This window comes from Pseudoalteromonas sp. SaAl2 (genome assembly GCF_052947895.1).
The window spans coordinates 3,590,360-3,611,817 of the sequence record NZ_CM129605.1 but is presented as its reverse complement, the minus strand read 5'-3'; the positions used below and the strand labels follow the sequence as shown (position 1 = coordinate 3,611,817).

Genomic DNA, 21,458 nt, shown 5'->3' with positions numbered 1-21,458 from the left:
AGCGGTTAATCACCCGGCTTAAACACGCCAATCACTTGTTCAAATTGGCGTGTTGATGCTTGCACTGCCTGTTCCGGCTGAGTCATTTTATGACCGCACTGAACACATTCAACTTTTTCCACGTCATGCTCTTTATATAGCATCATCATGTCCATGGTTTTACATTCAGGGCAAGTTGCCCCCGCAATAAACCGTTTTCTCTGTTTCACAGCAATTCCCCACAGTTTTAACTGCTATCATTTTATCCTAATATCTACCTAGGTGATACGATTGATAACCATAAGTCGATCCGTGCTATGATATAAGCAATTCAATCAGGGCACAGTAAAGTAACGTATTCATGATCCAAATCTCAGAAATAGAACTATTACGTGGCGGTAAAGCACTGTTAAAAGATGCTTCAGCAACCTTATTCCCGGAGCATAAAGTAGGCTTAGTAGGCGCTAATGGCTGCGGTAAATCTACCTTATTTAGCTTGTTAAAGTCAGAGCTTTCATTAGATGCAGGTAATTATACCATTCCTAAAGATTGGTCTATTTCGTCAGTAAAACAAGAAACCCCAGCGCTTGAAATAAGCGCGATTGATTACGTATTACAAGGTCACCCTGATTATTACGCGCTACGGATTGCCTTACGTGAAGCCGAGCAAAATAATGATGGCGACACCCAAGCTAAAATACACATTCAGCTAGAAAATATCAAAGGCTACAGCATAGAAGCCAAAGCGGGCGAGCTATTGCATGGTTTAGGTTTTGCCAATAACCAAATTGAAAACCCAGTCAGTGCATTCTCAGGTGGCTGGCGTATGCGTTTAAACCTAGCCCAAGCTCTTATTCGCGATGCCGACTTACTATTGCTGGATGAACCAACTAACCACTTAGACTTAGATGCAGTTTATTGGCTCGAACGTTTTTTACGTGCTTACACAGGCACACTGGTATTAATTTCTCATGACCGTGAGTTTTTAGATGCGGTGGTTGATCAAATTTGGCATATCGACCAGCAAAAGATTAACGTATATAAAGGCCATTACTCGCAATTTGAACGTCAAAAAGCCGAGCGCTTATTGCAACAACAAGCCATGTTTGAAAAACAACAAGAGCAAATTGCCCACCTTGAGCAATTTATTACCCGCTTTAAAGCCAAAGCCAGCAAAGCTAAGCAAGCACAAAGCCGCGTTAAAGCACTTGAGCGCATGGAAAAACTTGCCCCCGCACATGCCGACTCACCGTTTGATTTTGAATTTGCCGAACCGCTTGCGTTACCGAATCCACTTATGACACTTGATAAAGCCAAAGCGGGTTATGGTGATGTGACTATTTTAGACAGCATAAAACTTAACTTAGTACCCGGTAGTCGCATTGCACTTCTCGGACGTAACGGTGCGGGTAAATCAACCTTAATTAAACTCCTAGCTGGCGAACTGCAACCGCAAGCCGGTGAAGTATTTCAGCATCAAGGTTTAAACATAGGCTACTTTGCGCAGCATCAATTGGAGTCATTAGATTTAAAAGCCAGCGCCGTTACACATATACAACGTTTAAACCCAAAAGCCAGTGAGCAATCACTACGTGACTTTTTAGGCGGTTTTGCGTTTATAGGCGACAAAGCGCTTGAGCCAGTTGCCCCATTCTCTGGGGGTGAAAAAGCCCGCCTTGTTTTAGCTATGCTGGTTTATCAAAAGCCAAATTTATTGCTGCTTGATGAGCCAACCAACCACCTTGATTTAGAAATGCGCCACGCTTTAGTAATGGCGTTGCAAGGCTTTGAAGGTGCTATGGTTACCGTATCGCATGATCGCCACATGCTCAAAAACACCGCTGATGAATATTACTTGGTTGATAACGGCGAAGTCACGCAGTTTGGCTATGACTTAGATGAGTATTACCAATGGTTACTCAATGCCAATAAAGAAGCTGCCAAGGTTGGACAAACTGATGACGAACCAAAAGCAAACTCACAAGTTAACCGTAAAGAGCAAAAGCGCTTAGAAGCAGAGTTTAGAAAATCAATTCAGCCCCTTAAAAAGCAGATTGAAAAACTTGAAAAGCAACTCGATAAACATTCCGCAGAACTTAGCGAAGTTGAAGTAGCACTTGGCGATAACGAGCTCTATAACGATGACAACAAAGCCAAACTAAAAGAGTTAATTAGCAAACAAGCGACATTAACACCTAAAGTAAACGACATTGAAGAAGAGCTACTTATGGCCCTTGAAGAAATGGAAGAAAAAGAACAAGCGTTTGCCGATGAACTTGCTTAACAGCGATGATTTTTGGCAATTTGCATGTGACCTTTACAGCAAAGGTGACATGCAAACGCGTCTGTTGGCTTATCAAAACCAGCAAGGTAAAAACGTAAACCTGTGTTTGTTACTGTATTATTTAGACTCTCTCAACCTCTGTATTAATCAAGCTCAGTTGAACGAACTTGAACAATCCATTAGTGAGTTTGATCAACAGGTATTAAAGCCCCTACGCGCCACCCGCAGCTATTTAAAAACCAATCACACCGAGATTGCAGATTACGCTATAATTCGTAAAAAACTACTCAGTGCCGAGCTTAAGCTTGAAAAGCAACAGCAACAGAGGTTGGTGGAAAAAGTTAACACTTTAACATTAGAGTCTAACTCAAAGATCACCAATGTAATGCTATATATTGGAAAGCTTTAAGCGCTCGTTTTTCGCTTGTAATTTCAACCCTGTCAGTGTTGCTAAAATAATAACTAATAATGAAATGGGCAACTCTATAATGGAAGTTTCTGAAAAAAAGTAAAACTCTTGCAACATCAATGAAACAGTTACCGCACCAATCAAGAAGCATAAAAAGAAAACAACAAATGCATATCGCCAAGCAAAATTATCACTGCGATATGCCATTACACCGTATAGTAAAAAAGATAAGACACTAGAAGGGATGATTGCAATAAGAATGTAATCGCCAAGCCCCGATGATGTATAGCGCTCAAAACCAACAACAAGATTGAGTAATGTCGATAAGGCAACTTGCAGTAGCATAATCACTAAAGTGTATTTAACTATCCGTGTAATTTTCAATGTCCACCACCACTAGGTATAAAAAATAAAGCTATGAAGGAAAATTATAAGCCCAAGCAGATGTTATTTCTACCAATCTTGTAAGAGCCAAGTTTACTGCAAATAAATTTTGTACTCCCCTCCTTTATTTCTCATTCTCTTCTCTTTGTACAAAAAATCTTTAAATGACTTACTGCAAAAATTGTCGCCATAAATAACGTATCTACAGTAATTCATTACCTTGTAACAGCTTTTTATCATTAGTTCTCGTTGGGTTTCGCTATGCTCTACCCAACCTACTTGATCCAAATCAACTTCTGTATCACTGCTAATCAACTTAGGAAAATAGCTTGATCTGGATCATATCAGCCCCAGCCAAACCAGCCTATGATTAACCCATAGACATTAGGAGGCGGTTATGGACGTATTCTTTAGAGATTTTTTTAGCGACCCAGTACTATTTTTATCATTTGGTTTTTTAGGTGTTGTTATTAGTTTATGCCTTTTCTTTGTGTATTTTTTTATTAAGAAAGTACATGACGATGATACTCCTAACCAACCACATTAAGCACGACGCGCAAAGCCCCTATCAACTTGTTTGATTAGGGGCTTTTTATTACGAAAAATTTGTTACACTCATAATTAAATTAGCTAAACAGTTTTAAATAATGCTTTCAAAATTTAAGCCAGCATGGTGGATGAGTAATCGTCATGTGCAAACTATTATGCCACGGTTTTTTAGGCCTCTTCATACTACTCGCTACCAGTTAGAACTACTTGATACGCCCGACGGCGACTTTTTAGAACTCGCTTGGTCGTTACCAAAAAATGACAATGCACCGCTTGCCATTGTATTACATGGCCTTGAAGGCAATATTAATAGCTTTTATGCCAAAGGTATGATGAAAGCATTAAAAAAGCAGGGCTTTAGTGTTGTTTTAATGCATTTTCGCAACTGTTCGACGCAAGCTAATAAATTGCCCCGTGCTTATCACAGTGGTGAAACTGGCGATCTTGATTTTTTTGTTAAGCAACTTAAACAACAGTTTCCAAATCGCCCTATGGTTGCGGTTGGCTTTTCATTAGGAGGTAATGTACTGGCTAAATACCTAGGAGAGCAAGGTAAACAATGTGTGCTCAAAGGTGCGGCAGTTGTCTCTGCACCGTATGACTTATCACCGTCATGCCAAGTAATACGTAAGAGCCTTGGTAAAATATACCAAAAGTATTTGCTCGACCGAATGAAAAAATCAATGCACCGTAAATTACCGCTAATTAAGCAGCAAATCGACTTAACGCCAGATCAGTTAATGAAAATTGATGATTTATGGCAATTTGACGATCAACTAACCGCCCCTCTACATGGTTTTGAAAGCGCAGAAGATTACTACCAACAAGCCAGTGCTAAACCCTATTTAAAACACATTACTACTCCAACTTTAATTGTCCATGCGAAAGATGATCCTATGCTATCAATTAAAGCAGTTCCAAGTAGGCAAGATGTGAGTGAACATGTTACGCTGCGCATCTCAGAAAAGGGCGGTCACGTTGGCTTCATATCAGGTAGCAACCCATTTAAACCTATTTATTGGTTAGAACAAGTTGTGCCAGAGTACTTTAATCAGCTAGTTAATAAAGAGCAGTTATGATCATTCCACACCAGCAACTCGATAAAGACACACTTTATAACTTAATTGAAAGTTATGTTTTACGTGAAGGCACCGATTACGGTGAGCAAGAGTTCAGTATTGAAAGTAAAGTTGCACAAGTTAACCAGCAATTAAAAAATGGCGATGCGATGGTATTTTTCTCTGAACTGCACGAGTCGGTCACCATTATTTCGAAAAACGAATTCAAAGCTATGCAAAGTGAAGAGCAACATCAGCAGCAATAACTATAAATTAAAGCTTAATTGTTGCTTTAATTTACTTGCTTGACGACGAGATATTTCAACTTGCGCACCATTACTGAGCTTTGCTAATAGCCCATAGTTAATAGTTTCTTCGAGTTCTATTATCGCGTCTAGTCGTATTATGTCACTGCGGCTTGCTCGTAAAAAGTAATCTGGATTTAAGCGAGCTTCAATTTTAGTTAAAGAGCTATGAATATAGGCCTTCCCGAAAGCAGTATAGATCGCCGCATGATTACCAATACTTTCAAACCTTAAAATATCTGCCAATTTGATAATTTTCATGTTCTCAGAAAATTTAACCATCAATTTAAAGTTATCATCTAAGTAACTAACAGGGCGCTGTGTCAGTTGCCCTTCCAGCTTTTCTAAGGTGCCTTCTAAACGCTCTTTTACAATGGGCTTTAGTAAATAGTCAACGGCATTAAGACTAAAGGCATCTACAGCAAACTCGTTGTAGGCTGTGCAAAATATAATAGGTGTCTCACCTGCAAGCTGCTCTGCAAGCTCAATACCTGTGCCGCCCGGCATTTCAATATCAAGAAAAACAACATCAGGCTTATGCTTTTTTATTAATTCATTGGCATGGCTAATATTTTCAGCCTCATCAATTATATCTATGTGCTTATAAGGCTTTAATAACCGAGCTAACTCATTTCGAGCAAGGAGCTCATCATCAACAATTAATGCTGTTATGGTTGGCTTATTATGCAGCATAGGGCACCTCCAAAGTTGCATTAAACTGACCGCTCTGTTTTTGAATGAGTAATTTACCTCGTTGCGCAAACATTAGTTCAAGTCTTGATTGAATATTCTGTAATCCTAATTTGGTGCCGGACTTAAGTTTCGTTTCATCAAAAGGGTTACTCACTGTAATCGTGACAGTTTCCCCTGGTTCTCACTACATTTACTTTTATTTCTCCACCCTCTTCTAAATGAGCAATGCCATGCTTTGTAGCGTTTTCAATTAAAGTTAATAAAGCCATACTCGGTAATACGACTTTTTTTAACGCGCCATCACACTGCATTGAAACTTGTAGCCGTTTACCAAACCTTACTTTTTCAATCGCTAAATAATGTTCACATACCTTCCACTCTTGATCAAAGTTGACGTGGGTTTGTAAGTCTGTGGTGAGGTTATATCTAAATAACTCCGAAAGCTGAGTAACAATATCAGCAGCTTTATCTTGATCTTGGTAAATCATGCCGCGAATTGTATTTAAAGTATTGAATAAAAAATGAGGGTTTATTTGGTTTTTAAGGCTTTCAAGTTGCTGCTCTTTCAGCTGGCTCATAATAAGTTTTTTCTCTCTTCGCGATACAACAGCTAAGTAACAACCACTCCATATTAAACTCATTACTAATGCATTTAAAAAGCTTGAGATTATTCCGGTAAACTGTTTCTCATTCAAATCTACGGCTGTTTCTCCATACATTTGTATGCTCATACTCGACGCGCTCTCAGGTAAAATGAAAGGCGTAAAATAAATCACATTCAGCGTCTGCATTAGCGCTAACAAAATAGACAATGCACTTAGCAAAAAAATATTGAGTCGTGCTATTTTTAACTTACCACATAGCCTGTTACCTAGGGTGTAAAGGATAAAATGTGTCAATAAAACAAATACAGATGCATGCGAGATAGTCCTTAAAAGCAAATTAGCATGGTGCTCAATTGACGTATTTAATAACGCAACTCCTAAACCATAGTTTATAAGCACAATACTAATAAAAACTAAAAACTGACAAAGCCAATAAGTTCGCATGGGTACACTCCTTTGATAATACACAGTATTGTACCCAAGCTATGTTAGTTTGCTACTCAAAACTTTGATATTAAAGTAAAAAACATTGATTGATTATTACCTACACTTAGGTAACCCGCGCTAAATAAAGCATATTTTGCCTTGGTTGTCTCAAGTGCCAACTTATACCCGGTCTCGTTTTTTAACGCATCGCGATGCTCTAGAGCCGCATTCACCACAAAATCCTTATAAAAATTATATTTGCCACCGAGACGAGTAATATTAAATGTTTGAGAACCAACGCGATTATTAACTTCAAGTTGCTGCTTCATTAATGCACTTTCGATATAAAAATGTGTCTTATCTGAATACGCCCAATTAACCCCTAAGGTGATTTCAGTTTGAGTTAAATTAGATTTACTGCCCTCTTCATTTATTTGGTGCTGCAAACGCCCATAAAGATCAACCTTACCATTAAGCTGGTCTTCTGAAAGCTCGCTCAATGAAGCTTGGTAATTAATACCAACACCGTTACCATCAAACACGTCTTTTATTTTGGCTGTTTGAAAGTCAACAGAGAAACCCTCATGGAATTTAAGCACTAAATCGGTTTTATCATCTGTTTCATTGGCGTAACTAATTGATGACAATCCCAGTAATAATACTGCTAAGGTTGGTTTTAAAGATAGTTTGCACTGCTTATTGTTGATAGTAAATTGCATAGTGATACCCCTTAAATTGCAGTACGCCTTAGATGCATACTGAGTCTTTGTTGGCTAGGACTATAACGATTACGCTTGATACCTAAGGGTAATAAGTGATTAATGGCTAAAAAAGAGGATAAACGGATAGTAGGCAGGACGAATCGATTGTTGTTACAATCATTGGCATTATTATAATAAAACAGGTAAGAACATGAAATTACGTCTAGCACTTAGCGCCATCGCACTCACCGTTGCAGGGGCACACGCTGCGCAAGTTACCCCTTCGGATAAAGCAATCAAGCTTGCTCACGATACCATTTTAATCGACACCCACATTGATGTACCTTACCGTATTCACGCTAAGTGGGCAGATGTAACTAAAGCCACCGATGGCGGTGATTTTGACTACCCTCGCGCGGTTGAAGGTGGTTTAAACGCCCCTTTTATGTCGATTTATATTCCCGCTCATTTAGAATTTGAAGGCAAAGGAAAAAGCTTTCAGCTAGCGAATCAGTTAATCGATAGCATGGAAGCGATTGCACAGCGCGCCCCTGATAAATTTGCTATTGCAGACTCAACACTAGATATCGAACAGCAATTTAAAGACAATAAAATGTCGATTGCAATGGGGATGGAAAACGGCTCACCTATTGAAGGTGACATGAATAACCTCAAACATTTTTTTGACCGCGGTGTACGTTATATCACCCTTGCCCACTCACAAAGCAATCATATTTCTGACTCATCTTATGATATTCGCCGTAAATGGAAAGGTCTAAGCCCATTTGGTAAAAAGCTGGTTACTGAAATGAACAACATTGGCATGTTAGTAGATGTATCACATATTTCTGATGATGCATTTTACCAGGTTATGGAAATCTCAAATGTGCCTGTCATCGCTTCACATTCATCACTACGTAAATACACTCCAGGCTTCGAGCGTAATATGGATGACGACATGCTGTTAGCGCTGAAAAAGAACGGCGGTGTCATTCAAATAAACTTTGGTTCAAGCTTTGTAACCGCTAAAGCAGGTGCTTGGGGCAAGCAGTTAAAGAGTAAAAAAGAGTCGGCAAAAAAAGAAGGCACTAAATTAAGTCAAGATTTTGATGCCGCGTATCGTGCTAAAAACCCCTACCCGTTTGCTAGCCTTGCACAAGTACTTGATCATATTGATCACGTTGTTGAGTTAATTGGTATTGATTATGTGGGTATTGGCTCTGATTATGACGGTGTAGGTGACTCTTTGCCAATAGGTTTAAAAGATGTTTCAAGCTACCCTAACCTTGTACAAGGTTTAATGGATCGAGGCTACAGCGACAAAGACATTAAAAAGATTTTAAGTGGCAATATGCTCAGAGTTTGGAAGCAAGCTGAACAATACGCTAAACAACATTAAACTTTATTTGCTAGGTTCAAAAATGAGCCTAGCTTTTCGTCAAAAATTCAGTAATGGCGTCTTTTATTAATTTATTCGACAACTCTCGCGCCGCCTTTTTAATTACCCATACATTCATTTAGCACACTTTTTAACAGACTTTTATCCCGAAAACAGATAAATTACCCATTTTAGAAGCGAGTTATCTCATGGCTATAAACAAAGGAACTATTGCGATCACCATAGCAACGCTTGCCTTGGTAATTTCATGCTACGGAGTATTTTTTCAAGACAAGCCAGGTTCACTTAACGAGCCCGAGCAGCAACCGCTAAGAGCCACAGTTTCTGTTAATACTGCTGCACAATACCCACAATCAAATGCAGCCTTAATTGACGAGCTAAACAAAAAAGTGAATTCGCTACAACACCAAATAGTTAACTTAAAGCTACAGGCACCAGGCTCTTACCAAGAGCAAGATACCGACGAATTTAAAGAGCTAGTACTTAATGTGCTAGAAGAAAAACAGCAACAAGAAGCTGAAGAACTGCGCGAACAGAACCCGCTTTATGGCTTCTACGCAGATTTGCCAAAAGACTATGATTTAAGAATCAAATCAGAACCTGATTATGCAAAACAAATAAACTCTCAATTAAGGGAGCAAGTACTAGACCCAAATATGGCAGATTTAGATAGATTGGCAGCACTGAGCCAGTTGCAAATGAACATGTTTATCTTGAATAAATCGAATATGCCTGAATATGACTACGAAGTAGTAGGCAACATGTTAGATTTAGCGAATAACAGTAGCGACGAAAAATTTAAAATCCAAGCTATAGAGTTAACAACTCAAGCACCGGTACTTGATTACCGCCTTGCAGAGCAGTTTACAAACTTGTTAGAACGAGACTCGAATGATTATGTTCGTCGCTTAGCCGCACAGGGATTAATGGCGCAATACTACCAAGCTCATAATGAGCAAGATGGCTACATGAAAAAAATGGCGCAACACCTGCTTTCAGTTTATAACGACACCTCTGATAATTCAGTCAGAGCAACACTGGATGAGATGATGGGCAACCAAGATTTACTTGATGAGCTGCGCAAGAATGCCGGTTATTAACTTATAAAATTCATATTTATAGCCATGATACGACACGCTATTATGGCTATACTCTCTTAAAACTACGCATAACCTTGTAATCAATTAAGTATGCTTACAGTTCAAACCCAAAGCGGGATTACCATTAGTTATGAAGACACAGGTGATAGAACCGCGCCTGTTATAATCTTAATTATGGGTTTAGGTGCACAGCTGACTGTATGGCCGGATGAATTATATTTAGGCTTAGTAGATAAAGGCTTTAGAGTAATCCGTTTTGATAACCGCGACACGGGGCTTTCAAGTCAACTTGAACAATTAGGCAATCCTAATTTATTTAAAGTATGGTTAAGTAAACGCCTCCCTGTTGCTTCTCACATCCCTTACACTTTGGATGATATGGCAAATGATGTGCTGGAGTTAATGGCTGCGTTAAAAATCAAAAAAGCGCACCTAGTGGGCGCCTCAATGGGCGGTATGATTGCACAATTGATTGCTGCACAGCATAAAAAGAAGGTCTTAAGTTTAACCTCAATTATGTCGAGCTCAAGTAAACCTAAGCTGTCGGCCTCTAGCTTAAAGTTATTTTTACAGCTTGCAAAACATCGCTCTCGTCAAGCCAATCGTGATAGTGCTATACATTATAATATAAAGCTAAATCAATTAATTGGTAGTCCAGCCTACCCTCAAGATGAGCAAACGCTACGTAAGCAAGCAACATTAGGATTTGATAGAGCACACAACCCGCAAGGTTTTAACCGGCAACTGGCAGCCATTGCCGCCAGTGATTGTCGGCAACATTTAATGCCAAAAATAAAAGCCCCTACATTAGTTATTCACGGCAGTTTAGACCCAGTCATGCCAGTAGCCGCTGGAAAGCAAACCGCAGCCCAAATCAGGAAAGCTAAATTAAAGATAGTAAACGGTATGGGTCACGACTTCCCGCCAGCATTAATGGCAAAAATGACCAAGTGGATCAGCAAACACGTTAAAAAAGCAGAACAAAAGCGCGAGCAGAAAAAGAACAAGCGGTAAGCTACGGCGTTTAAACTCACACCGAGCAGCTCGCCAACTTTACTCTCGCAAACTCGCTAACTTTTCTACAGGCATTAAAAAAGGCCACCGAGGTGACCTTTTTCTAATAATTAACTTAAAAGTTAACTATTACTCTACGATAGTTGCTACAACACCAGCACCTACAGTACGGCCACCTTCACGGATAGCGAAACGAAGACCTTCATCCATCGCGATTGGTGCGATTAGAGTTACAGTCATCTTAACGTTATCACCAGGCATTACCATTTCTACGCCATCTGGTAACTGTACGTCACCTGTTACGTCAGTTGTACGGAAGTAGAACTGTGGACGGTAACCTTTGAAGAATGGAGTATGACGACCACCTTCATCTTTCGAAAGTACATATACTTCTGAAGTGAAAGTAGTGTGTGGCTTGATTGAACCAGGCTTAGCTAGTACTTGACCACGTTCAACGTCTTCACGCTTAGTACCACGTAGAAGTGCACCAATGTTCTCACCTGCACGACCTTCGTCAAGAAGCTTACGGAACATCTCAACACCAGTACAAGTAGACTTAGTAGTCTCTTTGATACCAACGATTTCAACTTCGTCATTCACGTTGATGATACCAGCTTCAACACGACCAGTTACAACTGTACCACGGCCTTGGATTGAGAAAACGTCTTCGATAGGCATGATGAATGGCTTATCGATGTCACGCTCTGGCTCTGGGATGTAAGAATCTAGTGCTTCTGCAAGCTCAACGATCTTGTCTTCCCACTCTTTCTCACCTTCAAGTGCTTTAAGAGCTGAACCTTGAATTAGTGGTAAGTCATCACCTGGGAAGTCATATTCAGAAAGAAGTTCACGAACTTCCATTTCTACTAGCTCAAGTAACTCTTCGTCATCAACCATGTCACATTTGTTCATGAATACGATGATGTAAGGAACGCCAACCTGACGAGAAAGTAGGATGTGCTCACGAGTTTGTGGCATAGGGCCGTCAGTTGCAGCAACAACTAGGATAGCGCCGTCCATTTGAGCAGCACCAGTGATCATGTTTTTAACATAATCGGCGTGTCCAGGACAGTCTACGTGTGCGTAGTGACGAGTAGGCGTATCGTACTCAACGTGTGAAGTTGAGATTGTGATACCACGCTCGCGCTCTTCTGGAGCGTTATCGATTGATGCGAAGTCTTTAGCTACACCACCGTATACTTTTGCAAGTACGTTAGTGATTGCTGCAGTTAGGGTAGTTTTACCGTGGTCAACGTGGCCGATTGTACCAACGTTTACGTGCGGTTTTACGCGTTCAAACTTTTCTTTTGCCATGACGGAACCTATCAGTTTTGTTTATCTAGATTACATATGAAAATAATCCACCAGCAGGTAGATTAAATTAAATTTTTCAAATTTCAAATAGTATTTTCTGACAGATAAAGGAAGTAATCAAGAAGATTCGTGTGACTGGTGCTGATAGGCAGATTTGAACTGCCGACCTCACCCTTACCAAGGGTGCGCTCTACCAACTGAGCTATATCAGCAACACCAGAAACTGGAGCGGGCAGCGGGAATCGAACCCGCATCATCAGCTTGGAAGGCTGAGGTAATAGCCATTATACGATGCCCGCGTTAGGAACCTGTTCTTAATCTACCTCTAACCGTCAAGAATAAAGTGGTGGAGGGAGCTGGATTCGAACCAGCGAAGGCTGAGCCGTCAGATTTACAGTCTGATCCCTTTGGCCGCTCGGGAACCCCTCCACGATAATTCTTTACTAAGCACTTCCGGTAAAAGGAAAGTGGTGCCGACTAACCGAGTCGAACGGTTGACCTACTGATTACAAGTCAGTTGCTCTACCAGCTGAGCTAAGTCGGCACTGCTTTAGTACGGGGCGAGATATTAGAGTAAGGCGTATTGGGATGCAACAATAAATTTGAAAAAAATGTAATTTTTTAACCCAAATGCTCACAAATCAGTCAAAACGAGTTTTTTTTGTTACTTTTCGCTTAATTCACGCCAATAGTTTAAACCCAACATAACTAAATGCTCCGCAAAAATAGCATCAACAAATTGCGTTTGTAACAGTTTTGCATAGCCGCCAGCCAAAATTAGCTGTGGTTTTTTATTTGTTAAATGCAGTTTAGCTTGTTCAATAGCGCCAATGGTTGCCACAAGTGCCCCATTTTTTAAACCATTGGGTGTGTTAACTCCCAACTCAGTGCTAAAAGGCGTTGTTTGATCGTCAAAAACTCGTTGAGTATTTTGTGTCAGTGAGCGAGTCATAAGTTCTAGCCCTGGGATTATCCAGCCACCTAAATGTTGCCCTTGCGCGTTTAATACATCAATGGTGGTAGCGGTGCCGGTGTCAACAATGATGCAATTTTGCTGCGGCCATAACTTATAAGCTGCAATTAGGGCTAACCAACGATCAATACCTAAGTTTTGAAATTGCGAATAGCCACAGGTTAATCCGTCGAGCTGTTTAGTCACTACAGCTTCAAAACAAGGAATGTTAAGCGTACTTACACGTTTAATTAGCTCATCGAGCTGTTCACTCTTACCTACACATGCGTACACAACTTCTGTTACTTGTTGCCACTGTACAGTATCTACATTACAGCTAGTGATATTACCCTTGTTAAATAACGCTGCTTTTAACGCGGTATTACCTACATCTATCAGCAGTCTCATAGCTGTGCTTTCCGTAAAGAAATTTCACCGCCATAGTAACTCTTCGCTTCACCATCTTGGCGAATTCGAATACCGCCATGCATATCTATTCCCTCACAAATACCCCGCCAGCTTCTATGCCCTGTATTTAGCTCAACACATTGCCCTGCAAAGGCATCTAGGGTATTCCATTGCTGATACATTTCTTGCAAGCCAGTTAGGCTATATTGTGCCAAGCGTTGTTCTAAGTGATAGGTCAGATTCGCAACGAGTTTGTTTTTGTCTAATTTTGTGGTGTGTTGACTTAAGTCTGTCCATGCTTGGTCTATTTGCTGGCTAATGCTTTGTGGCATTTGTAAGTTTATGCCAATACCAATCACTAACTGACATGGCCCTTGAGGTTGTCCGTCAAGTTCAACTAATACGCCGGCTAGCTTTTCTTTATTAAGGTAAATATCGTTTGGCCATTTGAGCTCGATATCTAACTGGTAAAGCGCCTTTAAGGTATCGTAAACAGCAAGCCCTACAGCAATAGACATCCCCATAGCAGCTTGTAAACCATCATCCAACTTCCAGTAATAACTATAATACAGGTTTGCGCCAAATGGCGACTGCCACACTCGACCTCTACGCCCGCGCCCAGCTTGCTGCATTTCAGCTACAATCACAGTGCCCGATTCTAACTGTTGCTTTGCAGCTATACGACGCATTAACTCACTATTGGTTGAGTCGATTATAGGTTGTACTTCTATTTGTGCATTAGCAGCACCGAGAGCTTGGTAATAATGTTGAATTTTGCTTTGTTCTAGTAAACCAACTGTATTATTTAAGCTATAACCCTTTCCATTCACTTTAAAAATATCGAGGCCCATCTCTTGTAAGCTTTGTATATGTTTACTCACTGCAGCGCGACTAATACCAAGCTGCTCTCCTAGTAATTGTCCTGAGATAAAGCCACCGTTATTTAACGCATTTAAAATTGCTAACCTATTTCCATCGGGCGCTTTCATGGAGCTTCCTCTAAATCAATGTGACATTCACCATCACTTGTCATCAAGCGTACTTCATGTTGTAACCGTATTTGATAGCACTGCCACACTTGCTGCTGAATATGTTGCACCATGGCAATTAAATCAGCCCCTGTACTATTACCATGATTAACTAACACCAGGGCTTGTTGTTGATGTACTTCAATATCTGCTATTCGATACCCTTTTAAACCGGCCTGCTCGATTAACCACCCTGCTGCGACCTTGTTGTGCTTAGTGTCATAAAAATAATATGGTAATTGTGGGTACGTTTTTAGCAGTGTTTGCAGCTGCGAGTTGGTCACTATTGGGTTTTTAAAAAAACTGCCGGCATTTGCCAGTTCATAGGGGTTAGGTAATTTGCTGCTGCGTGTTTTAATCACTTGCTTAAAAATGCTTTTTGCACTGGTATCCTCAAGCTCCTGTAATGGTCCATAGCTTAATTCTGGCTGCCATTGTTTTGGTAAACAAAACCCGACTTGGGTGATCACCGCGTTATTTTTCAAGCTATGTTTAAAAATAGAATCGCGATAGCCAAATTGGCACTCAGCATTATTAATACGTATAAACTGCTTGCTAGTGATATCAAAGTACTCTACGTATTCAATGTATTTCGCCAGTTCAACGCCATAAGCACCGATGTTTTGTACCGGTGCCGCCCCCACGGTGCCCGGTATAAGTGCTAGATTTTCAAAACCTGGCATACCATGTTCAAGAGTATAAATAACTAACTGATGCCAACTTTCTCCTGCAGCGGCTTCAAGCAAGTAGTCATACTCTCGCACAGTTGCAGTAATCCCTTTGGTCGCCATTTTGATCACCTGACCATGGTAGTCAGTTAAAAAAACGGTATTGCTACCCTCACCCAAAATACAAAAAGGGCTATCAAATGATTGCTGCTGTAATTGCTCGAGTTCAGTTATTTCAATTAATTGTGAGCACTGACTCGGTAATGAAAATGTGTGAAAAGCCTGCACAGAGTGAGTCACAAAATGCCTCAAAGGTTAATTACCACTAATCGCATTAGTTTACCCCATCATCGCAAAACGCGCATCAGATTGCAGAAATTGTTCAAACTCGACTATCAATCGTGTTATAAAACCAGCACTTTTTATTTGTCTTCAGGGTAATTATGAAAATCACACCTCTTTTTTTCAGTCTCGCAATGGCTGGTATGTGTTCTCAAGCAATGGCCAGTGCTGTTGACCAAAACTCGTATGCGAACCTTAACGATGTTATTACAACGCACTTAAACCTTGATTTAGATGTCGACTTTGCCGACAAACAATTAGAAGGTTTTGTTGAGCACACGTTAGAATGGCAAAACAGCCAAAGTAAGAAACTCGTGCTTGATACTCGCGACTTAGATATTGATAAAGTCATGTATAAAACGCACTCTGGTGGCTGGAAAAAAGCAGATTTTACACTCGCTAAACGCGACGATGTAAAAGGCTCAAAACTAACTATTAGCTTTAAAAGCCAAGCGCAAAAAGTACGTATTTACTACAATAGCCGACCAGAAGCCTCTGGCCTGCAGTGGTTAACACCAGAACAAACGGCGAGCAAAACTCATCCATTTATGTACAGCCAGTCGCAAGCAATTCATGCCCGTAGTTGGTTACCCGTACAAGATACGCCAGCAATGCGTGTTACTTATACTGCACGTATCCATACTCCTGAAGATATTCGTGCAGTAATGAGTGCCGATAATAAAGATGCGCTCTATAAGGATGGAGATTACCACTTTGATATGCCGCAAGCCATTTCGCCTTACTTGATTGCAATTGGTGCGGGTAACTTAGAATTTAAAGCGATGTCTAAGCAAACAGGAATTTTTGCTGAGCCGGAGATCCTTGATGCCTCAGTTGCCGAATTTAACGATACCCAAGCAATGATCGACAAAACGAACGAAATGTATGGTGAATATGCATGGGGCCGTTACGACTTATTAATGTTACCGCCAAGTTTTCCATTTGGTGGCATGGAAAACCCACGTCTTTCATTTATTACCCCAACTGTAGTAGCTGGTGATAAGAGCTTAGTTAATCTAATTGCCCATGAACTTGCGCACTCGTGGTCTGGTAACTTAGTAACCAACGCGACATGGGAAGATTTATGGCTAAACGAAGGTTTTACCTCATACGTAGAAAACCGCATTATGGAAGAAGTCTTTGGCCGTGACCGTGCCGTAATGGAACAAGCACTCGATACTGCAGGGCTTCGTGCACAGCTTAAAACTATTGATGCGCCAGACACTCGTCTTAATTTAAAACTAAATGGCCGTGATCCAGATGATGCATTTAGCTCAGTACCTTACACCAAAGGTCAGCTATTTTTAATCTACCTTGAAAACCAATTTGGCCGTGAAAAATTTGATGACTTCGTAAAAACCTACTTTAACGAGTTTGCTTTTAAATCATTAACAACGGCACAGTTTGTCACTTATATTGAAGCTAACTTAATTAAGAAATACCCAGGTATTGTTAGCATGGATAAAGTAAATGAGTGGATTTTCCAGCCTGGTTTACCAAGTGATGCACCTAACCCAACGTCTGATGCGTTTGACAAAGTAGATGCTGCAACCAAAGCATGGTTACAAGGCTCTACCACTGCAGCACAACTGCCAACAGCAAACTGGACAGTGCACGAGTGGTTACACTTTCTAAATAACCTACCACGAGACTTAAGTATTGAAAAAATGACTGAGTTAGACAACGAATTTAATCTAACTCAATCAACCAATGCTGAGCGTGCCTTTGCATGGTACATGCTTGCTGTAGGCAATGGTTATCAACCTATTTATCCTTCGCTTGATAAGCACTTATCAGGAATTGGCCGTCGTAAGCTAATTGTGCCGTTATACAAAGCATTAATTAAAAATGGCAAGCGTGAGTGGGCACATGATGTATACATCAAAGCACGCCCAGGCTACCACCCGCTAGCACAGGGTACTATTGATGATTTATTTGCTAAGTAAATAAGTTTAATTATGATAAAGGCGCTTAATTAGCGCCTTTTTTTATGACCTTATCTAAGAAGGCTTGCTGTTGTTGTGGACTTGCTTGCTGCCACCAAAAATCTAACATAGCCGCTGCACTTGGCGTACCTGCTACAGCGGGCGCAGGTTGAGATATTGGTGCATTGGGAGCAACCTCAATAGGTTGCTTATTCCCTATAGGTGCTGCCACAACATGCGAGCCTTGACCTTCCTTAGGGCTTGCAGCACTATCTAAGGGAACACCTAAAGACGAGCCTTTAGCTTGCAGGCTGACTTGCGGGGACTCTGCAAATACTTTAGCTGCTACGGCATTGTCTGCACGGTTAAACACGATGTTATAATCTTGACCTTGCTCAATCGTGGCTGATACCCAAAACGGTTCAGAGTCTACAACTTGATGCTCATCATATCCTTGCTCATACAAATCAGTGTATTTAAGCTTAAATTTATATGTGCCTGGCGCTAGCTCTAATTCGTCCACGCGACTAAAAAATGAATGTTCAATTACTTTATCACCCACTTGTAGCGGGACAATTTCTTCTGGGAAAGAGACTGTTTCGGCCATCGCTGCTGTAGCTAAACCTAACGATACAATAGTGCTTACTAATAGTAATTTACGCATAAAAACTCCTTCTGTTTGATTTCAGTTTGACACTGCTAGCAAAATTTGTCATTAGTGACTTTAGTACAAGCCAACACAGAGCCACAAAAATGACGACCGAAACAATTTTTACCAAAATCATTAATCGTGAAATTCCTGCAGATATTATTTATGAAGATGAGCAATCGCTCGCCTTTAAGGATATCAACCCACAAGCACCGTTTCATATTTTAATTATCCCAAAAAAAGCGATTGCAACAATTAACGATATTACAGAGCAAGATGCTCCTATTGTTGGCCATTTATACGTTGTAGCCGCTAAAATTGCGAAACAGCATGGTTTCAGTGAAGATGGCTTTAGAGTAGTCATGAATTGCAACGAGCATGGCGGGCAAACCGTTTACCATATTCATTTACATATGTTAGCAGGTAAAAGTATGGGTTGGCCCCCTTATCAAGATAGCAAAAAAGAACCACTATAAAAAAAATACCCAGCACTTTTGGTTCAATCAAAAATTACCCGTTTAAAAACAATATTCAATAAATTCATATGCATAACAATGAATTTACATGTTTTATCTTTATGTATGACATGCTTAAAGCCATAAAAATGTACTTTTCCTGCCCCTTTCTAGGAAATTTCTAATACGAAAGGGGTGGATTGCGTGATAGGATTGATTAGTCAACTTTATTCAAGAGTATGTAAGTATGAGTAATTCAGCCTTTTTGTTACTAGATTTAGAGCCAATTAATACAATTGGTATTAATGTATTAGAGCCATTGTTAAAAACCCAAGGGCTAAATGTTACAACGGGAACTAATATTTTAGATGTTCCTGAGGACACTCGTTTATTGTTTATTGAAACTTCAAGTAACGGTGCATGGGAAAAATTAAAAGAACAATTAGTAAATCTCCGTGTAAAATGCGATATCGTATTATTTAACTTAGATGAAAATCCTGAGCTTGCTAATCGTGCACTATTAAGCGGTATTCGTGGTGTATTTTATACAACTGATAATGCTGATGTATTAATGAAAGGTATTCGCTTATTGCTTGAAGATCAGCTTTGGTATCGCCGCGATATCATGTGTAATGCGTTAAACCGCATGTTGCAGTTTAATAAAGACGCCCTACACAAGCTTACAGAGGGTGACATTGAGCCAGTTAAGTTAACTAAGCGCGAAAAAGCAATTATCTCATTAATGAGTAACGGCTCTAAAAACAAAGAAATAGCTGAAGCACTTAGCATTAGCCCACACACAGTAAAAACACATTTATATAGCGCATTTAGAAAAACCAAATGCCGCAACCGCATTGAGTTACTTTCTTGGGCTCAACAAAATATACCTGACGAAATCCGCTAAACGTTCGTTTGGTTTTAAATTAAAACAGGTACTTTATGTGCCTGTTTTACGCCTGATAAATTGCTAAGCTTGAAAAATCCTATTATTCTGAACCGGTCTCTGATCTGCTTGGAATAAATATGCTCGACTCCCTCACTCTTTACTTTGCCAGTGCAGCTATGATGGCAGTAATGACATTGCTAAATTTTCTAACGTGGCGTACCAATAAAAACACTCCAGGCACACTCCTTTTCATTTTTTATCCTCTAGTACTTTTTGCTGCACTTATGAGTTTTGCCTTACATGGTAATATTGATAGCGTGCCAATTGTTATACTCGCTAATACGCTTTGGTTTAGTGCATCAGTTATACATGCATTAGCAATTAGTCAGTTTTTTAATTACAGAGGTAAAGAGTTAAACTTTTTTATTATCAGTACACTGTTCTGCGCAGCCCTACTAGTATACTTCACGGTTGTTGACTCAGATTTACGCAACAGAATACTTGCTGCTGATTTACAGCATCTAAGTGAAGCTATACTTTTGCTGTACTTATTTATCTGCTTTGCCAGAAAGCCCTACCCTAATGGCAGTATTGTTTATATATTTATTCTTTCAATTGTCAGCTGTATCTATGCTGGGCGCGCCTTTTTAATGGAAGACGTCAACAATTTCACCCTGTTAAAAGAGAACTGGTTTAGTGTTACTTTATTAGTCAATGGGGTAATAGCCCCCATGTTCTATACGACGGGTATGGCGCTACTTTGTAATGAGCGACGCGAACAAAACCTTAACCAACTCACCGCTAAAGCACAAAAAGATCTCGAGATCCGTGGTTTGTTTTTATCAACGATTAGTCATGAAATTCGCACGCCCCTCAATGGTATTTTAGGCAGTGCACAATTAATTCTTAACCAGTCAAGTGACTCTCGCGATAAACCCTACTGTGAAGCGATAATTAATTCAGCTGAATCTTTGAACCTGCTAGTAGACAAAGTACTCGATTACGCAAGCTTAGATCAACACAACGAAGCTCTATACGAAGAAGATGTTGAGTTTAAAACTTGGCTACATAATTTATGCCTACTACTCACACCATTAGCAGAGCAAAAACGCCTGCACTTTGAGCTAATCTACAATCTCCCTGAGCAAGCTTGTTATTATTGCGATCAACAAAAATTGCGCCAAATAATTATAAACTTGATGGGTAATGCAATTAAATTTACTGATCAAGGTGAAGTAAAAATTCGAGTCGAATTGCTCGAAGAGCGTCAGCTAGAACACCGTATTCGTATAAGTGTCATTGACTCAGGCCCTGGCATTGAAGATGATGAAATTGAATATCTCACCGAGCCTTATGTACAAAGCAATGCAGGAAAAGAAAAAGGCGGAACAGGCCTTGGTCTTGCGATCACCAGCAGGTTATTAGACAAACTAGGTTCTCGCTTAGATATCTTCAGCGAATTAGATAAAGGCAGTTCGTTTAGCTTTGATATTACGCTTGCATTAGGTGAATTGAGCTTGGTCGAACAGCGCCATCAATCGAAAGAATACATTACGGGACTTGATGTTTTACTGGTAGAAGACTTAGACCTGAATCAAAAAATAGCCATTGAATTTATGGCTGATGATGAACATAAAATCAAACTAGCTCGCGATGGCAAAAGTGCTATTAAATTGATGCAACAGCACCACTTTGATGTGGTTTTATTAGACATGAATTTACCCGACCTAACAGGACAAGAAGTACTCAAGACTTTAAAGGGGGTTGAGCATAAAAACCAACGCACACCCGTCCTTGCTTTTACTGCGAGCTTGAGCCCTGACGAAATAAAAAGAATATTTTGCGCTTGGCATAAAAGACATTGTCGGCAAGCCAATAAAACACCATAAACTACGCCAAGCTCTGAGCGACTCACAAAATAACCA

21 protein-coding genes and 4 tRNA genes are annotated in these 21,458 nt (G+C 40.1%); 11 read left to right on the top strand and 14 right to left on the bottom strand.

The features are described from left to right. Positions 1 to 5: 5 nt before the first annotated feature. Positions 6 to 209 (bottom strand): YheV family putative zinc ribbon protein, encoded by a 204-nt coding sequence (locus tag ACU8V8_RS17045; protein ID WP_087532624.1) that lies wholly within the window; start codon positions 207 to 209, stop codon positions 6 to 8. A 131-nt stretch (positions 210 to 340) separates the two neighbouring features. On the opposite strand from ACU8V8_RS17045, the gene ACU8V8_RS17040 reads away from it, so the two are divergent. Next, complete coding sequence (locus ACU8V8_RS17040; protein ID WP_446888288.1) at positions 341 to 2,263, top strand: ATP-binding cassette domain-containing protein; 1,923 nt, start codon at positions 341 to 343, stop codon at positions 2,261 to 2,263. After that, on the top strand, positions 2,250 to 2,672 hold the full coding sequence (locus ACU8V8_RS17035; protein WP_446888287.1) for a TIGR02444 family protein: 423 nt from the start codon (positions 2,250 to 2,252) through the stop codon (positions 2,670 to 2,672). The genes ACU8V8_RS17040 and ACU8V8_RS17035 overlap by 14 nt, the downstream gene beginning before the upstream one ends. Here the strand turns inward: ACU8V8_RS17035 and ACU8V8_RS17030 are convergent. Then, positions 2,652 to 3,056 carry a hypothetical protein gene (locus tag ACU8V8_RS17030; protein ID WP_446888286.1) on the bottom strand — a complete coding sequence of 135 codons (405 nt, stop codon included), beginning with the start codon at positions 3,054 to 3,056 and terminating at the stop codon, positions 2,652 to 2,654. The two genes, ACU8V8_RS17035 and ACU8V8_RS17030, sit on opposite strands and share 21 nt — an antisense overlap. Positions 3,057 to 3,703: 647 nt before the next feature. Here ACU8V8_RS17030 and ACU8V8_RS17025 point away from each other — a divergent pair. Both ACU8V8_RS17025 and ACU8V8_RS17020 read left to right on the top strand, forming a co-directional pair. Continuing rightward, positions 3,704 to 4,684, top strand: coding sequence for a hydrolase (locus ACU8V8_RS17025; protein WP_446888285.1), 981 nt, complete (start codon positions 3,704 to 3,706; stop codon positions 4,682 to 4,684). Continuing rightward, a complete protein-coding gene (locus ACU8V8_RS17020) occupies positions 4,681 to 4,929 on the top strand; it encodes a YheU family protein (RefSeq protein ID WP_446888284.1) in 249 nt (82 codons plus the stop codon). The genes ACU8V8_RS17025 and ACU8V8_RS17020 overlap by 4 nt, the downstream gene beginning before the upstream one ends. On the opposite strand, the gene ACU8V8_RS17015 is transcribed toward ACU8V8_RS17020, so the two are convergent. From ACU8V8_RS17015 to ACU8V8_RS17005, 3 genes are all read right to left on the bottom strand, one after another. Then, entirely contained in the window at positions 4,930 to 5,661 is a 732-nt protein-coding gene (locus ACU8V8_RS17015) for a LytR/AlgR family response regulator transcription factor (RefSeq protein WP_028834815.1), read from the bottom strand. It abuts the gene before it with no gap. Positions 5,662 to 5,807: 146 nt separating this feature from the next. Further along, positions 5,808 to 6,710: a sensor histidine kinase gene (locus ACU8V8_RS17010; RefSeq protein WP_446888283.1), complete on the bottom strand. Its 903-nt coding sequence runs from the start codon at positions 6,708 to 6,710 to the stop codon at positions 5,808 to 5,810. 56 nt (positions 6,711 to 6,766) lie between these two features. Beyond that, positions 6,767 to 7,411, bottom strand: a complete 645-nt coding sequence (locus ACU8V8_RS17005) for a hypothetical protein (RefSeq protein WP_099295494.1) — start codon at positions 7,409 to 7,411, stop codon at positions 6,767 to 6,769. 193 nt (positions 7,412 to 7,604) lie between these two features. Here ACU8V8_RS17005 and ACU8V8_RS17000 point away from each other — a divergent pair, with 193 nt between their 5' ends. The 3 genes from ACU8V8_RS17000 to ACU8V8_RS16990 all read left to right on the top strand — a co-directional run bounded on the left by ACU8V8_RS17000 (position 7,605) and on the right by ACU8V8_RS16990 (position 10,906). Then, complete coding sequence (locus ACU8V8_RS17000; RefSeq protein ID WP_446888282.1) at positions 7,605 to 8,792, top strand: dipeptidase; 1,188 nt, start codon at positions 7,605 to 7,607, stop codon at positions 8,790 to 8,792. Between the two features lie 188 nt (positions 8,793 to 8,980). After that, positions 8,981 to 9,892 carry a hypothetical protein gene (locus ACU8V8_RS16995; protein ID WP_446888281.1) on the top strand — a complete coding sequence of 304 codons (912 nt, stop codon included), beginning with the start codon at positions 8,981 to 8,983 and terminating at the stop codon, positions 9,890 to 9,892. Between the two features lie 90 nt (positions 9,893 to 9,982). Next, a complete protein-coding gene (locus tag ACU8V8_RS16990; RefSeq protein ID WP_446888280.1) occupies positions 9,983 to 10,906 on the top strand; it encodes an alpha/beta fold hydrolase in 924 nt (307 codons plus the stop codon). A gap of 129 nt (positions 10,907 to 11,035) precedes the next feature. Here ACU8V8_RS16990 and tuf read toward each other — a convergent pair whose 3' ends face one another. The 8 genes from tuf to murB form a co-directional block, all read right to left on the bottom strand. Further along, complete coding sequence (gene tuf / locus ACU8V8_RS16985; RefSeq protein WP_446888279.1) at positions 11,036 to 12,220, bottom strand: elongation factor Tu; 1,185 nt, start codon at positions 12,218 to 12,220, stop codon at positions 11,036 to 11,038. A gap of 136 nt (positions 12,221 to 12,356) precedes the next feature. Further along, a tRNA-Thr gene (locus tag ACU8V8_RS16980) sits at positions 12,357 to 12,432 on the bottom strand. 12 nt (positions 12,433 to 12,444) lie between these two features. Then, positions 12,445 to 12,519: transfer RNA gene (locus tag ACU8V8_RS16975), tRNA-Gly, on the bottom strand. A gap of 45 nt (positions 12,520 to 12,564) precedes the next feature. Next, positions 12,565 to 12,649, bottom strand: a tRNA-Tyr gene (locus ACU8V8_RS16970). Positions 12,650 to 12,688: 39 nt separating this feature from the next. After that, positions 12,689 to 12,764, bottom strand: a tRNA-Thr gene (locus ACU8V8_RS16965). Between the two features lie 120 nt (positions 12,765 to 12,884). Continuing rightward, positions 12,885 to 13,580 (bottom strand): type III pantothenate kinase, encoded by a 696-nt coding sequence (locus ACU8V8_RS16960; RefSeq protein ID WP_446888278.1) that lies wholly within the window; start codon positions 13,578 to 13,580, stop codon positions 12,885 to 12,887. Further along, positions 13,577 to 14,569 (bottom strand): bifunctional biotin--[acetyl-CoA-carboxylase] ligase/biotin operon repressor BirA, encoded by a 993-nt coding sequence (birA, locus tag ACU8V8_RS16955; RefSeq protein WP_446888277.1) that lies wholly within the window; start codon positions 14,567 to 14,569, stop codon positions 13,577 to 13,579. Before birA ends, ACU8V8_RS16960 begins: the two co-directional genes overlap by 4 nt. After that, positions 14,566 to 15,576, bottom strand: coding sequence for a UDP-N-acetylmuramate dehydrogenase (murB, locus tag ACU8V8_RS16950; RefSeq protein ID WP_446888276.1), 1,011 nt, complete (start codon positions 15,574 to 15,576; stop codon positions 14,566 to 14,568). Before murB ends, birA begins: the two co-directional genes overlap by 4 nt. 143 nt (positions 15,577 to 15,719) lie before the next feature. Between murB and ACU8V8_RS16945 the strand changes: the two genes are divergently transcribed. Then, positions 15,720 to 17,564, top strand: coding sequence for a M1 family metallopeptidase (locus ACU8V8_RS16945; RefSeq protein ID WP_446888275.1), 1,845 nt, complete (start codon positions 15,720 to 15,722; stop codon positions 17,562 to 17,564). Between the two features lie 25 nt (positions 17,565 to 17,589). On the opposite strand, the gene ACU8V8_RS16940 is transcribed toward ACU8V8_RS16945, so the two are convergent. Beyond that, positions 17,590 to 18,207: a DUF2057 domain-containing protein gene (locus ACU8V8_RS16940; RefSeq protein ID WP_446888274.1), complete on the bottom strand. Its 618-nt coding sequence runs from the start codon at positions 18,205 to 18,207 to the stop codon at positions 17,590 to 17,592. A gap of 89 nt (positions 18,208 to 18,296) precedes the next feature. On the opposite strand from ACU8V8_RS16940, the gene ACU8V8_RS16935 reads away from it, so the two are divergent. From ACU8V8_RS16935 to ACU8V8_RS16925, 3 genes are all read left to right on the top strand, one after another. After that, complete coding sequence (locus ACU8V8_RS16935; RefSeq protein WP_446888273.1) at positions 18,297 to 18,668, top strand: histidine triad nucleotide-binding protein; 372 nt, start codon at positions 18,297 to 18,299, stop codon at positions 18,666 to 18,668. A 226-nt stretch (positions 18,669 to 18,894) separates the two neighbouring features. Beyond that, complete coding sequence (locus tag ACU8V8_RS16930; protein ID WP_087534627.1) at positions 18,895 to 19,551, top strand: helix-turn-helix transcriptional regulator; 657 nt, start codon at positions 18,895 to 18,897, stop codon at positions 19,549 to 19,551. Positions 19,552 to 19,670: 119 nt separating this feature from the next. Further along, a complete protein-coding gene (locus ACU8V8_RS16925) occupies positions 19,671 to 21,422 on the top strand; it encodes an ATP-binding protein (RefSeq protein WP_446888272.1) in 1,752 nt (583 codons plus the stop codon). Positions 21,423 to 21,458 lie beyond the last annotated feature (36 nt).

Bases quoted from the DNA above. Each gene is read 5' to 3' on its own strand.
- ACU8V8_RS17040 (WP_446888288.1), top strand. From the start codon at position 341: ATGATCCAAATCTCAGAAATAGAACTATTACGTGGCGGTAAAGCACTG.
- ACU8V8_RS17035 (WP_446888287.1), top strand. From the start codon at position 2,250: ATGAACTTGCTTAACAGCGATGATTTTTGGCAATTTGCATGTGACCTT.
- ACU8V8_RS17025 (WP_446888285.1), top strand. From the start codon at position 3,704: ATGCTTTCAAAATTTAAGCCAGCATGGTGGATGAGTAATCGTCATGTG.
- ACU8V8_RS17020 (WP_446888284.1), top strand. From the start codon at position 4,681: ATGATCATTCCACACCAGCAACTCGATAAAGACACACTTTATAACTTA.
- ACU8V8_RS17015 (WP_028834815.1), bottom strand. From the start codon at position 5,661: ATGCTGCATAATAAGCCAACCATAACAGCATTAATTGTTGATGATGAG.
- ACU8V8_RS17010 (WP_446888283.1), bottom strand. From the start codon at position 6,710: ATGCGAACTTATTGGCTTTGTCAGTTTTTAGTTTTTATTAGTATTGTG.
- ACU8V8_RS17005 (WP_099295494.1), bottom strand. From the start codon at position 7,411: ATGCAATTTACTATCAACAATAAGCAGTGCAAACTATCTTTAAAACCA.
- ACU8V8_RS17000 (WP_446888282.1), top strand. From the start codon at position 7,605: ATGAAATTACGTCTAGCACTTAGCGCCATCGCACTCACCGTTGCAGGG.
- ACU8V8_RS16995 (WP_446888281.1), top strand. From the start codon at position 8,981: ATGGCTATAAACAAAGGAACTATTGCGATCACCATAGCAACGCTTGCC.
- ACU8V8_RS16990 (WP_446888280.1), top strand. From the start codon at position 9,983: ATGCTTACAGTTCAAACCCAAAGCGGGATTACCATTAGTTATGAAGAC.
- tuf (WP_446888279.1), bottom strand. From the start codon at position 12,220: ATGGCAAAAGAAAAGTTTGAACGCGTAAAACCGCACGTAAACGTTGGT.
- ACU8V8_RS16960 (WP_446888278.1), bottom strand. From the start codon at position 13,580: ATGAGACTGCTGATAGATGTAGGTAATACCGCGTTAAAAGCAGCGTTA.
- birA (WP_446888277.1), bottom strand. From the start codon at position 14,569: ATGAAAGCGCCCGATGGAAATAGGTTAGCAATTTTAAATGCGTTAAAT.
- ACU8V8_RS16945 (WP_446888275.1), top strand. From the start codon at position 15,720: ATGAAAATCACACCTCTTTTTTTCAGTCTCGCAATGGCTGGTATGTGT.
- ACU8V8_RS16940 (WP_446888274.1), bottom strand. From the start codon at position 18,207: ATGCGTAAATTACTATTAGTAAGCACTATTGTATCGTTAGGTTTAGCT.
- ACU8V8_RS16935 (WP_446888273.1), top strand. From the start codon at position 18,297: ATGACGACCGAAACAATTTTTACCAAAATCATTAATCGTGAAATTCCT.
- ACU8V8_RS16930 (WP_087534627.1), top strand. From the start codon at position 18,895: ATGAGTAATTCAGCCTTTTTGTTACTAGATTTAGAGCCAATTAATACA.
- ACU8V8_RS16925 (WP_446888272.1), top strand. From the start codon at position 19,671: ATGCTCGACTCCCTCACTCTTTACTTTGCCAGTGCAGCTATGATGGCA.